Raw genomic sequence first — 16,981 nt, 5'->3', positions numbered from 1 at the left:
GCCGTTGGTGATAGCAGAAGCGATCGTTACCATTCCGCCGTCCACACAGATTTCGCTAGTCGACAGACTTAGGGTGGCAGCAGGGGTCGGGTTGACCGTAATATCTGTTAATGCTGAAGAATTTTGACAGCCGTACTGAGTAGTTACAATTAGTTCAACTGAATAAACTTTTGAATTAGTAACCGCAGGGAATGTGATATTTACAGTTGAATAATTACCTGCATAGATGGGTAATTGAGTTCCAGTTGCTTTATCATAGAATTTCCATTCATAATTGCTAATAGTACCAACACCCGTTGTTGAAGTACTAGTAAATGTTACTGGAGTATCTTGACAAGTACTTGCCACAGAAGCATTAAAGCTCGCAACCGGGGCATTACCATTGAACTGATAATTTAATGAATAGGAATCTTTACATCCCTTATTTGTTGTTACTGTCAAAGTTACGGCATAAGTACCTGCTGTAGCATAACTGTGGGCTGGTGAAACAGGACTTGCTCCGTTAACTACAGGTGTTCCATCCCCAAAATTCCAAGCGTAATCGGTTATACTTGCAGGAGATGTAACAGAACTGGTTGAGCCATTGAATGTAATGCCCGCCATTGGTACACAATCTGATGGTAAGATAAAGTTTGCAACCGGTATAGGGTTTACAATTACTTTAATAGTGTTTGATTGTGTAATGCAACCATATGCTGATGTGCCTAGTGCATAATAATCACCTGCATCAGCAGTTGAATAAGTAGAACCTGTTATTCCTAGAGTGGTTCCGTTTTTGTACCACTCATATGTTGCCGCACCTGAAGCGGTAAAGCTTACGGGATCTCCATCACAAACTTCTACTTCTCCTAATCCATTGGCAGCCGGAATGGAGTTAATCACTGTAACCGGCATTGGGTGAACTGTAATGAATGAGGTCACTGAATTTGAACAACCATTAATAGTATAAGTATAGGTTATCAATTTTGCACCTAAGCCAGCTGCATTTGGATCAAAAGTTGAACCTGATACACCCGGGCCAGACCAAGTTTCAGTTCCACCTAAGATGCCACTCGTTTCATTACCTCCGGATAATGTAAATGGTGCATCACCAATACAGACATCCGTTTTAGGTAAGTTAAGAGATAGCTGAGGTTGCGGATTAATCATTATGTCGTGTTCAACAATATCAGAACAGCCTAAATCTGTAATTACAGTTAGGCGTATTTTATAATTGGTTGATACACCTGGAGTAGCCGGGAACGTTATGGTAGGATTTGCAACATTTGAAGCAGAAATAGCTATCGCATTATTCGAGGAATCAAAGAAATCCCATTTATAACTTATACTAGTTGCAGGAGCACTAAATGATGAGCCCGCAGCATTTAGGGTAACTGTATTGTTTTGACATTCAGTAGCTGGTAAGGTAAATGCCGCAATTGGATTATTACCGCTATAAGTATATGGTTTAGTAATTGTAGCCGGGCAGGAATTACCATCAGTTACTGTTAGGGTAATATCATATACACCGGCGGGTTGTCCTGTGAAGTTAATGTTGGCATCAGCACTGGTAATCGGAGCTGCAAAGCTTGGGCTTGTGGTCCAACTATAGCTTAATGAAGATGTACCTGTACTAGTATTCACAAATGTAACTATGCCTGTTGTAGGAGCGCAAGCTGCAGATGGTAAATCAAAGTTTGCAACAGGAAGCGGGTTAACGATAACTTCAATTGGTGCAGCAGCACTTCCGGAACACCCAAATTTACTGGTTACAATTACATTGTAATTTCCAGATGCTGTAGCTTCATAAGTTGGAAATATCGCACCAACGATATTTGTACCATCTTTTTGCCACTGATATGTATAATTTATTGGATCATTGTATTTATTTTCCTGTAATAAAACCTTAGCTGTTGTTGTTCCACAGAAGGTGGTTGGTCCACCAGCTATTATAGTCGGATCTATCTTCTCAATAACAACATGTACTGAATCAGAACCAGCTGGGCAAGATCCATCACTTGCGATTACTTTGTACCAGCCTGTTTGAGTAGCATTTAAATTCGGGGTAGCCGTTGCTTGTGCAATCCAAGTAATAGGAAGAGTATTGGTTGGAGTATAGTACCAATCGATTGTTAATGCCGGGGTCGTTACAAATAGGCTTGCAGGTCCAGGGTCACAAACTGTAAAATTACCCTGAATCGTTACAGTTGGTTTGTAACTGTTTACATTTACAGGCGTCAAGGTACTACCTTGGCATCCCGTTGCTGCATCAGTTACATAAACAGAATATGAATGGGTTTCAGATAATGCAGTTGGGGGAACAAAATACCTGGCAGATTTGGCTCCGATAATATCGACTCCGTCTCTTCTCCATTGGAAATCACTATAAAGAGTAGAATCTTTAACCATCAAATCAGTAATGCTACCACCACCACAGAAATTAACGCTGCTACCTCCACCGTCAACAATTTTAGGATCTGGTAATGGATTGACGGTAACCTTGACAAGATTCGAACTCAAATTAGAACAGCCTTTTGAACTACTAATCAATACAGAATAATCACCTGTTTGGTAAGCTGAATATGTATTTCCTGTTGCTCCAGGTATAGGAGTATTATTCAGTAACCACTGATAAGTATCACCGGCTCCCGAACTCGTAACGGTTAGGACAATATCAGGGTCGCCCTTACAAATAGTAAATGGGCCAGCAGGACCTATATTTCCTGTTGAAAGAGGCCACGCCGTTACATTCGTAGGTGCAGAAGTATTAGTACAACCATGAGAATCTGTAGCAACTACTGTATAGCTACCACTAACTGTTGCTGTATAAGTGTTACCAGTTCCTACTAAACTTGCACCATTAAACCATTGGTAGGTTACCGTTGGGTCAGGGTTGGCGACAGATAGCATAACATTATTTCCATCGCAGAATGAAGTCGGACCGTTTACGGCAATGATAGGTTTAGTTACAATCCATTCAGATACCACAAATACAGTTGATTGTGCTGTACAACCGTTTGAACCGGTTACAGTTACTTGATAACTGCCACCATCGATCACCGTTATTGAAGATGTATTACCTCCAAATGAAGCACCATCTTTTGTCCAACTGTAGGTTGAACCGGCAGAAGGGGTAATGCCTATAATGCCATTTCCACCATCACAGAAACCAATGGCTGTTGAGGTTATAGGGGTTACAATAGGTAAGGGTTTAATGGTAACTGGAATAATATTAGAAGTTTCAGAACATCCTGTAGGATAACTGGCCACTACTTGGAAATTATAAGTACCTGCTATTGTTTCTGAAACTATATAGGTCTGATTAGAGGCTCCTGGAATGTTTACTCCATCTTTTGTCCATTGATATGTAGCTCCGGAAACAAAAGGGTTTATTGTTAATATAACTGTAGCATCCGAACAAATGGTTGTTGCTGATGATGCTGAAATCACTGGGTCAGCAATATCCCAAACTGTTACATCTACTTCAGCTGATGTATTGATACAACCTTTACTATTTGTTACAACAACTTTGTATTTTCCCGTTGCTAATGCAGTGTATAAATTTGTATTTGATACTCCTGAAGCTATACCACCATTTCTATACCATTGATAAGTATATGTAGGATCAAAAGGTACACTAAATGTTACAGAACTACCATTACAGAAGGCATGTGGACCGGGATTTGTAAGAGTTACATCTGGCAATATATTTTCACTTACCGTAACTGTATTTGAAGTTTTTGAACAAGTATGAGTGTCGGTTGCAATAACATAATAGTCACCTGCCACATTAGTAGTGAAGTTTGGTCCTGCACCTAAAACGGTCATTGATGGACTCTTATACCAATTATAAGTTACACCTGATACAGCTGGAGAAACCTGCAGGGTAACAGAGCCACCCGTACAAAAATCAAGTGTGCCCACAGCTGAAACCACAGGGGCAGCAAAATCCCAAACGGTAACAACAATTCCACTAAGGCTCGTTACATTACATCCGGTTGCAAAACTTACAGTAACTGTATAGTTACCACTAGTGCTTGCTGTGTAAGTATTTGTGTTTGTTCCAACAGGCGTACCATCTTGGAACCATTGATATGTTGCTCCAACTTGTACAGGAACCGACAATGTTACCGAGCCTGGATTACAGAAACTAGTAGGACCTCCGGCTGTAATTGTTGCAACAGGTGTTGGATTGACCGTTATAGCTAAAGGAGCCGATATCGCAGCACATAAGGTGGTGGTATTGGTAACTGTTACAGTATATGAGCCTCCCGTAGTAACAAGTAATGAATTGCTATTGGTTCCAACAGGAGTAACTCCTTGATACCATTGGTAACTAACACCTGATTGTGCAGGCGCTGTTAGAGTAACTGATCCTCCTGCACAAAATGTAGTTGATCCTGCCGGGGTAATGTCGGCAATCGGATTCGGATTGACCGTAACGACGGCGGCCAAGGAAGTGGCCGTACAGCCACTTGCAAAACTTACGTCCACCGTGTAGTTGCCGGTAAGGGTTGCCGTATAGGTATTGGCGGTAGCGCCCGAAATGTCGCTTCCGTTGCGTTTCCACTGGTAGGCAGCGCCTGCTTGCGCCGGAACGGATAATAGCTGAGCACCGCCTTCACAGAACACAAACGGTCCCGGATTGATCGTTGCATCCGGAAGCGGGTTGATGGTAATGGCTACCACGTTCGAGGTGCCGGTACATCCCGTAATGGGATTGGTAAGGAGAACCGAGTAGTTTCCTGCAGCCGTTGCTGTATAGGCATTCAATGTAGCACCGACTATAGGAGTGCCTCCGATTAACCATTGATAGTTTACGCCTGCTTGTGATGAAGTAACACTTAGTGCAAAGCTGTCGCCCGTACAACCGCTTAAGGGTCCAGCCGGAGTTACCGTAGCAACCGGGTTGGGGTTTACCGTTACGTTTACCACTGCCGAGGTGGCTGTACAGGTAGTGGCAGGATAAGTAGCTACTACTTTGTATTGACCGGTGGATGTAGCGGTATAGCTATAGGCGTTTGCGCCGGCTATAGCAGTGGCGCCATTGTACCATTGATAGGTTACGCCTGAAGCTGATTGATCCGGAACTGAAATTACTTGAGCACCGCCTTGGCAGAACACGTACGGGCCCGGACCGTTTAAGGTCACGTCCGGCATCGGGTTTACGGTTACATTTACCGTGTTCGATACCGTTGAACAGCCGGTTGCCGTAAAGGTGACCGTTACCTGGTAATCGCCGCTAAGAGTTACGGCTAAGGTGTTGCTGTTGGTACCGGTTGCCGTACCGTTTCTGGTCCATGCATAACTTGCCCCTGCCTGCGCCGGGGTTGACAAGTTCACCGGTGTTCCCTGGCAAACGGTTAAGGGTCCTGCCGGGGTAATGTCGGCAATCGGATTCGGATTGACCGTAACGACGGCGGCCAAGGAAGTGGCCGTACAGCCACTTGCAAAACTTACGTCCACCGTGTAGTTGCCGGTAAGGGTTGCCGTATAGGTATTGGCGGTAGCGCCCGAAATGTCGCTTCCGTTGCGTTTCCACTGGTAGGCAGCGCCTGCTTGCGCCGGAACGGATAATAGCTGAGCACCGCCTTGGCAGAACACAAACGGTCCCGGATTGATCGTTGCATCCGGAAGGGCATTGATCGTTACCGTCACCGGATCCGAATCTATAGGACAATGACCGTCGGTTGCTCGCAGGTAATAACTGCCGCTGGCTGCCGCTCCGCTCAAAGTGATGCTTGAGGAGGTGTTGCCCGCTCCCGTATAAATCGCTCCGTTTTTGTACCACTGATAGTTAAGGCCAGAAACCGGAGTCACACTCAAGGTCACCGTTTGCGGTTCGCATACGGCGGCAGGAGGGGAAATCACTGGTTTGGCTACGTTATAGATTGTTACCTGTTGAGCCAATGAGTTTGCCGTACAGGTACCGTTATCGGCATGCAATACGTAGTTGCCGCTCTGGTTAACCGTAATTGAAAACTGGTTGTCGCCTAAAGGATAAGGAGCTCCGTCTTTCGTCCAGGTATAGTTGACTCCTGGCTGACCACTAGGCACGCCAATCGTTATGCCTGCCGGGTAACAGCCTTCAAAACTGCCGTTGCCTGGAATAAGCACACTAGGTAATGCATTTACTGTAATGGTTGCATTATTAGATTGTTCAGAACAACCGCCAGAATAGCTTGCAACCACGTAATAGTTATAAGTACCCGCTATCGATTCATTTATAGTGTAGCTTGTACCAGTGCCCAAAGCTGTTGCACTACCAATTTTATACCACGTATAGGTTGCAATAGGGGATATTGGACTTACTGATAATGTTAATGGTGTACCTGCACAGATTGCTGATGTATTAGGAGTTACTACAGGATTAGGTATATCGTATACTGTTACAGTAAAAGGGGCGGATGTTCCATCGCATGATTGAGTACTGGTAACTTTTACCGTATAACTTCCTGGTAGAGTAGCATGGAATGTATTTGATGGTCCATTTTGAATCTCGACCAAATCTTTATACCATATATAATTTGAAGCACCTGTTGGTGTTGCTACTAAATCAACAAACCCTCCTGAACAAAATGTTGGCGATTGCCCGGTAGCCGGAGCGATTGAAGGGTTTGGTACAGGGTAAACTGTAACCACAGTTTCTGCTGATCCACCTAAGCAACCAGCATTGGATGTTACCCATACCGTATATTTACCACTTGTAGTGGCAGTATAAGATGGGCCTGTAGCACCTGTAATTATCTGTCCATCTTTATACCATTGATAAGAAGTGAAAGAACCACTTACACTTAAACTAACGCTAGCCCCTGAATAGCCGCAAAATGCCGTAGGTCCCGATTGCAAAATTTGTGGTTGAGGTATCGGATAGGAAATAACATCAAAATATTTCTCTGTATAACCGGTACAGCCATTAAAGTTTTCAATCCACAACTGATATTTTCCTGGCTGAGTAATCGTTTGCTGAATTGTATCTTGATAAATTTTTTTGTTACCACTGATAATATAAGGCCACTGTCCATCACGATAAATAACACCGTTTCTATACCAGGCAAAATAACCGGGATCAACGCCCGCACCTGTTTTTGTGAAAGTTATGGTTGAACTACTACCTTCACACAATGGGATTCCTCCTACATAAGTATAATCTCCTTTAATTGGTTGCCCGCCGGTAACTTTAATTGCAGAGGATGTGCCGATACATCCATTTGCATCTTTAACCACAACTTTATAGTAACTTTGATCACCTCCTGAAATTTGTAGCGTTGGGTCTGTACCTATTAATTGCGTTTGGGAGCTTTGATTTCCAACATACCACCAATACTGAACATACGGAACGGTTGTTTTATAAGTAGCAACATCTCCCTGACAAATAGAAGAAGGGCCTTGTATAACAGGAGCTGGTGGATCATTAATAATTACCGGTACATTGGCCGAAGTTGACGAACAGTTATAATCATTAAATGCTTCAACTGTATAATTGCCCGATTGAGAAGAATTGCTTGCTGTAAATGCATAGGTTGCTCCTGTTGCACCTGATATTGCAACTCCGTTTTTATACCATTTGTATGATAAGGAAGTGGTAGGGTTAGCTGAAAGTGTAATTGTAGCACCAATACAATAATTGCCCCCTCCATTTGCTGTTACTGAGGGAGCTGGTAATACGGTAAGTGGAATAGCCGGCGATTCAACGCGACAGCTAGGGTTGTACACATTTCCTCCTCCACTACCTACCAGTACACGATATAAGCCTGTTTGAGCCGTTGAAACATTCGGGAAGGTGATGTTATTACTTGTTTGTAAACTTAAATCCGACCATGTTGTTCCATTGTCAGTGCTTTTTTGCCATAAATAGTCAGGGTTAGTGTAGCCAGCTCCAACTGTTGCACTAAACGTAAAGCTTGTTCCCTGACACAATTGCTTACCCGTAGCAGGATTCATGGAAATGCTCGGACCGCACATCCGAAACGTAATATCATCAATAGCAAAATCGTTACCGCAGCCTCCTGCATTGTTATTGATCATTTTAAGCACTACGCTAGTGGTTCCAACAGGAACAGTAAACAAAAATCCCTTCTGTGTCCAAATTGGATTAGGGTTCGATGCAGGAATATCTCCTGAATTATAAGAGCCCAGCAGTGCATTAGTAGTTTTATCTCTAATTTCAAATAAGATGTTTGGCTTTTTCCCAGTCCCGCCACAGGCAGTTGTTTTTAGAATATTGCTGAACCATGCGGCAAACTCATATGTTGTACCTGAACATAATCCGGTGACTTCTTGTTGATAGAATATACCTGGTGCAAAATCTGCATTTACCACATACATAAAACCATCAGGCTTTCCATCAAGGTAATAGGTATGATCATGATCATAGGTATGCCATGGTCCTGAAGGGTGACTGATCGTAGTGTTTAGACGACGTAAAATGCCATAAGAGCCATCTTCTAAATCTGCAGAACCGGTAGCTGGTAATATGCTAGGATACCAATAGGAATAATTAGTAAGACCCGAAGCCAGCGCCGGGCCATAGTCTTTACTCAGATCCGTTGCATATCCAAAATTTATACCTGCTCCGGGAATAGCCGGTCCCAGGGTGCCATTGCAGGCAACTTGAGCGTAGCTAGATGTAAAGTTGGTAATGTTTAAACCAAGAATTAATAAAGAGAAAAGCAGAAAATGTTTCTTGCAGACTTTTAACGACTTTAATAAGTAGAGGTTATTTTCCATGCAATATTGGTTTGGTGGTGGTTTAGTTTAGTTTTGGTTGGTTTGATAAAAAATACAAATCACACAGCTTTTGATCGCTGAAGAAATGATTGAATTACAAAGAATTTAGTTATAAGAAATGATGTGATTTATCTCAAACTTAACATATGTAACCAGAAAGTTATACTGATAATTATGTGTAAAAGTTTCAGCTTGAAACTTTAAAATACCTAACAATTTGTAAGAAAGCAAGGAGTTTTTTTTGAAAAAATTCTTAAAATCAAATGAAAATCTGCGAAGTTGTTGCCTTATGGCTGGTTTTGGCTTATTTATGATTTAAAAGATATTAACATTCTTATGTGTTTAATTTATTTTTTATTAAATAATTTTATTTATCTATTTTTCTCAAACCATAAAAATAAAGCCAAGAAAATGGTTTGTGAACAGAAATATTTTGTTTGCAACTAACTCAGTTTAGATAGCTGGAAGGAATGCCATTGTATTAGTATATAATGGTCACAGGGCCAACGAGAGGGTTGGGGATACGTGGATTGTTTGGTTTGATAACATAATAATAAGTGGCAGGAGGAAGAGGGTGGTTGCTATTACGAGCTCCATCCCAAGGAATGCCATAGCCTTTCGAATAAAAAACTTTTTCTCCGTATCTGTTATAAATGTAAACTTGAGAGTCGGGATAGTTTTCAATTCCGCTTATTTGCCAAGTGTCATTTACTCCATCGTTATTGGGAGAGAATGCATTGGGTACTTCTAAATCGGTATACACTCTAACGAGTACACTATCAACAGCTGTACATCCGTTTTCACTGTTAACGTATAATTTATATAAAGTATTTTTAGTAGGAGTGACAATTGGGGTTAATGAATTGGGATTACTGAGACTGGTGTCAGCTGCCCAGGTAAAATCAAGAATATCACCACTTACTTTTGCGTTAAGTTGAGCAGTTTCACCTAAGTCAATGTCTATTTCATCTCCTGCGTCGACAAATGGAGCCGGGTTAACATTAATAATAAAATCGATTAGTTGACTACAATTCCCATTTATACTAGTGTTAATTATTTCAATGTTATGAGGGCCACTTCCAGCAGTTGCCGGATTAAACAAACTATCAATTAGACCATCTCCCTTAAAAGTGTATTTTCCACTTGGGCGCTGCCCGATTAAATTGATAATGTTAACCACAGGTTCATTTGAACACATGGTATAAACCGGTTGAGTTATAACTTTAGGTAAATCTTCAATTAATAAATTATAAATAAGTTCATCAAAAGCTTCACAACCAGTTAATCCATTTCGGGTTGCGATTGCTTTAATTATATATGTTCCTGGTTGGGTATAAATTACAGTATTATTTGTTGCTAGATTGACGTAATTATAAATATAGGGTGGAGCAGTGGAAGAAGTTACTGGATTGTCAACCGTAAATGTTTGCCCATTGCCAAAATCCCATACAAGATGACTAGTAGCATATGGTAAGCTTATTGTAAAAAATATAGGTGTATTTACACATGTCCCGGTAATATTGGACGCAATGGATGTATTAGCTATTATTTTTTTATCAACCTCTTCGATGTTTGATCCGGCAGAATATCCGTAGGATTCGATATCTCCAAAGCCATAAGCAATAGCATTAAACCCTGAATCTGCAGAAAGGGTGTAACTTCCTGCCGCTAACTTTTCTTGTAAATATACATACCCTGTATTACCAACTGGGATAAAAGCAGATTTAGGCGCAGCCCCGTTAATTCGGAAGCTGTTTTTGAATTGATCTTTAATTAAAACGTTAATGTAGTTCCCCACTATTTGATAGTGGGTTGTTAAATACATGGTAATCATTCTTATATTTTGCTCGACAGGAGTAAGCAAGATCATTTCAGGGTCACCTGTAATACCATCGCAAACCTGGGTAATTGAATATTGGGCAACTGAAATTGGGTTGTTTGATGTTATATGTAGTGCTATTCCGGATGAGGAAGTTGAGTATGTTTGGCCTGCATTAAGATTTATAATTGTTCCATTGATGTTGATTATGGTATTATTTTCTGATGCTACTATTTTAAAATCATCTCTCTTTCTGGTAGCAAAAGGTATAGTAATATATTCGCGCCCCCAGGTGCTTACCGGATAGTGCTGCTGATAAAGGTTATCACCGGTATCTGCTTGAATACAACCCAATGGCGACCATGTAGTTCCTCCGAAAACAGCAATCCGTTTGCATCCAGTGCTGTCGTTTCCAGTTGATGCAACATGACTGCCTGATAAATCGGTTTTTGATTGGACTTGATACACTTCTCCTTTATTTAAAAGAACAGTAAAAGGAACGCCCGCTGGATTACCATTTACGGTGAGGGCTGATGGGGTTATTTCAACCTGAGTAGCATCTTCAGTGGCAATCACCATGAATTGAGAGTAAGAATATGTTTCTGTGGCACTAGGTTGGGCACTCAGTACATAATAGTCTTTACCCAAGGTATTAGTTGGTAAAACCAATGTTGCACCTGAAATTACGTATGCATAAATATGAGCAAATACAACTATTGGATCTTTAGAAACGATATGGATACCCTTGTTTAGTGCCGCTTGAATATTATCAACATAAGCTCCGGTTGGTATCGTTAGTTCAGTAACAGTATTAGCAGTTACGTTGAAATTTTGAGATGAACCGATTCCATTGACAAACACAGTACCAGATGTACTTACATCAGAAGTTATATACAATGCCATCTGAGCCCCTCTGGTTCCTCCAACACCTTCAATGTGGCTCATAAATCCTACCCAAAAGTCAGTGCCTTTGTTACTGTTTTGCCCCCCTGCAATTGATGATAGGCAGCAAAAGATGGTGCACAGTAAAATCCAGTTAGTAAAGGGTAGATGTAGAGAGCGCATTCATTAATAATTAAGGTGTAAGAAGTCAATGATGTTACATAAGCTATCTGTTAATTTATTAGTACAAATAAAATGCCTGATATTCAGTTTGTTAGTATTAATTTGGTTTTAAAACTACCAGGATAGAAAGATTTTTTGCCAGTTGTTTTAAATAAAAAATCCTCGGAAAAACTAATTTTCGAGGATTTTTTGTATGATTTTATGATCAAGCTATTACCAAACGTTTTGTGGACAGCGGACTTTGTAATGATTATTGAGTTGCAAACCTAGAATTACTTCATGGCTACCACTTGTATAATTAGTAAGTTCATTTACAGCGTAATCATATGCATAAGCTACATTAATTAAAGAGCTAATGTTTACTCCAACTAAAGCAGAAAAACTATCTGCTTTACGGTAAGATATGCCTGCCCAAACAGTTTCCTTAAACATCATTTTAAAGTTAAAATCCATTGAAACAGGAGCTGGGCTTATGTGTTTCACCATTACAGAGGGCGTTGCTACAAAATCATATCCAATAGGGAATCGATACCCTCCAGTTAAAAAATAGTGCGTACGAAATTTATTTAATCCTGATGGATTTCCATTGCCAAAATCAAGAGAGGCTGGTATCAACTGTAAAGCTGATCCTCCAACATAAAATTTATCAGAGTACAGCCAAACACCAGCAGTCAGATCCGGAAGAAATTGTGTGGCGCTTGCAATAGCCGGATCATTTGGATTAACTACGATTAATTGTGAACCATCAATATTATATTGTGTGAACCCTCCGGCTACTCCAAAAGAAATTTTCATGTTCCCGGAAATAGGTAAATGATATGCATAATCTGCATTAACAGATAAACGACTCGTTGGGCCGGTTTTATCGGATACTACTTGAGCTCCCACTCCATGATGGCGCTCATCAACGTCTCCAATCGGTGTATGAAAGGAAAGATATCCTGTTTTGGGTGCTGCATCTAAACCTACCCATTGATTACGGTAGCTAAGCTTCACGTCACTGAAGTTTTCAATGCCGGCAATAGCAGGATTTAAGATAAAATTGTTTTGCATGTACAAAGTATATTGAGGTCTTTGCTGTGCATATACAACTATCGAGGAGCCTACAAATAGTAAAGCGAGTAGATACTTTTTCATTAAATGTTGGTCAGGTTAATAGTAATTCAGGCGTATTACCTAAGTGAATTATTCATACTTGTACGAAACGCATGCCAGTTTGGTTGCAGTAAGAAATCATTCATGTAATTATATTTAAAAGCAATAGTAAAAAAAAGTGCTAAAAATGTTTTAGATATGAAATATTCAAAAAGAAAACTGCTTATTAATAATAATGTACTTAGATAAATATCCTATAACCTTAATCGACTTGGAAAGCTCAAACTTGTACCAAAAGTTTTATGAGTCGTCAATTCTAATCAACCGAGCTAAGTTTTAAGATCGTTTTCGAAGTGTAATCAATGAAATGTGTCAGTAGTGGTTTATTCAGAAACAAGAATTGTAACTTCAAATGATTTTATAAGGCGTAGTTAGGTACTCTTTTATTTTAATGGAAAAGGTGTAAGAGAGTCCTGCAGAAAAGTATCGGCTAAAAATTACGTCCTAATAAGGCTTCAACTTTTGCTGAAAGAAACACATTTTTAAGACAGTTGGAGATAATAAAGCCTAGGTGAATGTGTAATCTTTCCCTTAGCTAGCTTGGTTTGAGTTTTAACGCCCTGAATAATAATTAATTGAACAGGGGGCATATGCACTACGTGAACAATAAATTATAATGAACAATATGTTTATATCCTGATATTAAAGGCACAATATTCATATCAGAATTTCCATTTTAATAGTATTTTGTAAATACATTATAAAATTGGATGCCATACTAATTGTACCCTAAATATTCACTATGCATCTCAGCAATAATACTATTCATTTTTCTGCTTCTGATATTTCCAGTCATATTGGCTGCGCACATCTTACTCTACTCAAGTTAATGGTAGCAAAGGGTGAGTTGAAGAAACCCTTTTTTGAATCGCCCTCGCTCAATGTATTGAGGAAGAAAGGGGAGGAGTTTGAACGCTCATTCCTCGATGAGCTGAAGGCTCAGGGGAAAATTGTAGTGGAGATCGATCGCGATGATAATAATGCGGCAACTACCCTAAAGGCAATGAAAGATGGTGCGGATTATATCTACCAGGCCAGGCTCAAACATGGGATATGGGAAGGTTGGGCAGATTTCCTAATTAAAACAGATCATAAAAGCAATTTAGGTGAATGGAGCTATGAGGTGATGGATACCAAACTTGCTAAGGAAACCAAAGCTGGTTCCCTGTTGCAAATCTGTCTTTATTCATACATCGTGGGTGAACTGCAGGGATTCCAGCCGGAGTACATGCGTATCAAAACTCCCGCACAGTCTGAGTCTTATCGCGTGAATGATTATATGGCCTATTTCAGATTGGTGCAAAGCCGGCTGCAACAAGCGGTTGCAGAGGAAACTGATGTGTATCCTGAACCTGTTGCACATTGCGATGTTTGCGACTGGTGGGAACGCTGCAACAGGAAACGCAGAGATGATGACCATCTTAGCTTTATTGCCGGCATGGGGAGTTCACAGATCCGTGAAGTGCGCAAATGGAACGTGCGTACCTTGGAATCAATGGCTGCCCTTCCGGTGCCGCTTGCAATAAAACCTTCCAAAGGATCACTGGAAACATATGAACGACTGCGTGAACAAGCCAGGATACAATACGAATCGCGCGAACAGTGCAGGCCCATTCACGAATTTCTTGAACTGAAACCTGATTTTGGCCTCTATAAATTACCGGAACCAAGCGATGGCGATGTGTTTTTTGATTTTGAAGGGGATCCTTTTGTAGGTACTACGGGAAGGGAATATTTATTCGGATGGGTCTACCAGGGAAAGTATCATTACCTGTGGGCTACTACTGATACAGAAGAGAAGAAGGCCTTTGAAGATTTTGTGGATCAAATGATGGCAGTTCGTACACAATATCAAGATATGCACATTTATCATTTTGCGCCTTATGAACCGGCAGCACTTAAAAGACTGATGGGTAAGTATGCAACGCGTGAGCATGAGATTGATACCCTGCTTAGGGCCGGTGTTTTTATCGACTTACATGCTGTTACAAAACAGGCTATCCGTGCCAGTGTGGAATCCTACTCTTTAAAAGAAATGGAGAAGTTTCATCAGTTCAGTCGTAAGCGCGACCTCCGAATGGTGGGCAAAGAGAAAATGATTTATGAATGTCTGCTTGAAGTGGGGGCTGTACAGGATGCACCTCAGGAGACTGTTGATGTGGTGAGGGATTACAATGAGGACGACTGCAGATCTACCGAAAGCTTGCGCAACTGGCTCGAACAACAAAGATCAATTTTTACCTGTAACGGCGCAGATATACCCCGCCCAGTTCTAAAGGATGGTGAAGCGGAAGAAAATGTAACTAATCACCAGGAGCGAATCCAGCCTCTTTACGAAGCGCTCATGAACGGGATTCCTTTTGAACGTAAGGACCGAAATGATGAGCAGTCCAGGTGGTTATTAGCCAATATGCTCGACTGGTACCGGAGGGAACAGAAATCATTCTGGTGGGAATATTTCAGGCTTAAGGAACTGCCCAATGAGGAGCTGTTGGATGAAAAAGTTGCTATCGCCTTCCTGTCTTATACGGGTGAAAGAAGTACTGTGAAAAAAAGTGTGGTTGATAAATACAGTTTTCCGGTGCAGGAAACAGATATAAAAGTTGGCGATAAGCTGAAGTCGAGAGGTGACGATGTGGGTAAAGTAGATCGTATCGACATTAATAATGGAATGATATGGATCAAACGTGGGTTGGCAAAAGCAGAACTTCATCCTGATGCCGTATTTACTCTTGATATGATAAATAGTGACGAAAAAGAAGAGGCTATCATCAGACTCGCCGAATGGGTTATCAACAATGGTATCGTAGGAAAAGGAAGATATAAAGCAGGAAGGGATCTTTTGCTTCGTGCCCATCCGTCCGTTTGTGGTGAATTTTATAAAACAGATGATCCACAGGGTACTGCGGTGAACTGGGTTAAAGTTTTGGATGAAGGCATACTTCCGGTGCAGGGGCCTCCTGGTTCGGGAAAGAGCCATACGGCAGCAAACATGATCCTTGAACTTTTGAGGATGGGAAAGAAGGTTGGCATCACGGCCTTAAGCCATAAAGTGATTCATGGTTTGATGGATAAAGTGCAAAAGACAGCAGAAAGCAGAAATGAGAGGATTGCAATGGTTCAGAAAGTGCGGGAAGAGACGGGCAGTTCTCGGTGGACTGAAACAACAGACAATAGCGAAGTACTAAACCTTCTGCAAAATAACAAGGTACAAATTGCAGGGGGCACACCGTTCATGTGGTCTCGTGAAGATTTTTTTGAATCTGTGGATGTGATGTTTGTCGACGAAGCCGGTCAGCTTTCACTGATCGATACGTTAGCGCTTTCACAATCGGCTAAGAATTTAGTCCTTCTTGGCGATCCTCAACAACTGAAACAACCGCAAAAGGGGAGTCATCCTGAAGGAACAGAACTTTCAGCGCTGGAGCATATTCTACAAGATCAGAAGACCGTTCATGAAGAGCAGGGTGTTTTTCTTGATAAGACCTGGCGCCTTCATTCAGCCATTTGTGGTTTTAATTCAGAACTTTTTTACGAGGGTAGGCTCCAAACAAAACCTGAAAATGATAACCAACATCTCGAAGGAAAAACAAGATTTGAAGGTGCGGGTATTTTTTATGAAGCTGTAGAACATGAAGGCAATAAGAATTCTTCGGTAGAAGAAGTGGCGAGAATAAAGGCCATCATTAAAGTACTCACAGAGGATGAGGTGATGTGGAATGATAAAGAAAATAAACGCAATAAACTGACTGTTAACGATATTCTTGTCATTGCCCCCTACAATGCCCAGGTGCATGATTTAACGGAAGCCATCCCTGGTGTTCGTGTTGGAACGGTTGACAAGTTTCAAGGACAGGAGGCGCCTGTTGTTATATTTTCTATGGCCACCTCGTCGCCCGAAGATGCCCCCCGCGGCATGGAATTTCTGTACAGCCTCGAAAGGTTAAATGTGGCGGTGTCAAGGGCTAAGGCCGTTTTTATTCTGGTGGCCAGTCCGAAACTTTTCGAACCCGACTGCATGAGTCCGCAGCAAATGAAACTCGCCAATGCCCTGTGCCGATTAAGGGAGATGGCGGTTAGGTGATATCACTGTAAGTCAACGGCCGGAAAATGAGGGAGAGCATGCTGAAGAAGCAGTTAAACTTATCGTTCTTATTTACTTGAATAAACCGATGGTTATTAATTTGCAAAGTGCCAATATGGATAGCTATCGTCCATTTGATCAACAAAAAC

General features: G+C 41.2%; 4 protein-coding genes. 1 reads left to right on the top strand and 3 read right to left on the bottom strand.

Annotation, left to right across the window (positions count from 1 at the left end):
- From FN756_RS14500 to FN756_RS11975, 3 genes are all read right to left on the bottom strand, one after another.
- A partial coding sequence (locus FN756_RS14500) for an Ig-like domain-containing protein (protein ID WP_185955272.1) occupies positions 1-8,709 on the bottom strand: 8,709 nt, incomplete at its 3' end.
- A 481-nt stretch (positions 8,710-9,190) separates the two neighbouring features.
- Positions 9,191-11,473 carry a gliding motility-associated C-terminal domain-containing protein gene (locus FN756_RS11980; RefSeq protein ID WP_185955271.1) on the bottom strand — a complete coding sequence of 761 codons (2,283 nt, stop codon included), beginning with the start codon at positions 11,471-11,473 and terminating at the stop codon, positions 9,191-9,193.
- A 333-nt stretch (positions 11,474-11,806) separates the two neighbouring features.
- Positions 11,807-12,730 (bottom strand): PorP/SprF family type IX secretion system membrane protein, encoded by a 924-nt coding sequence (locus FN756_RS11975; protein ID WP_142604349.1) that lies wholly within the window; start codon positions 12,728-12,730, stop codon positions 11,807-11,809.
- A 760-nt stretch (positions 12,731-13,490) separates the two neighbouring features.
- Between FN756_RS11975 and FN756_RS11970 the strand changes: the two genes are divergently transcribed.
- Positions 13,491-16,832 (top strand): TM0106 family RecB-like putative nuclease, encoded by a 3,342-nt coding sequence (locus FN756_RS11970; protein WP_142604348.1) that lies wholly within the window; start codon positions 13,491-13,493, stop codon positions 16,830-16,832.
- Positions 16,833-16,981: the final 149 nt, after the last annotated feature.

Origin of the sequence: Solitalea koreensis (assembly GCF_900182575.1) — a bacterium.
GTDB lineage: Bacteria > Bacteroidota > Bacteroidia > Sphingobacteriales > Sphingobacteriaceae > Solitalea > Solitalea koreensis.
Note: the sequence above shows the minus strand (reverse complement) of the source record. Positions and strands in the feature narration are given on the sequence as shown.

Coding starts and splice junctions, on each gene's coding strand:
- FN756_RS11980 (WP_185955271.1), bottom strand. CDS start 11,473: ATGAGCCACATTGAAGGTGTTGGAGGAACCAGAGGGGCTCAGATGGCA.
- FN756_RS11975 (WP_142604349.1), bottom strand. CDS start 12,730: ATGAAAAAGTATCTACTCGCTTTACTATTTGTAGGCTCCTCGATAGTT.
- FN756_RS11970 (WP_142604348.1), top strand. CDS start 13,491: ATGCATCTCAGCAATAATACTATTCATTTTTCTGCTTCTGATATTTCC.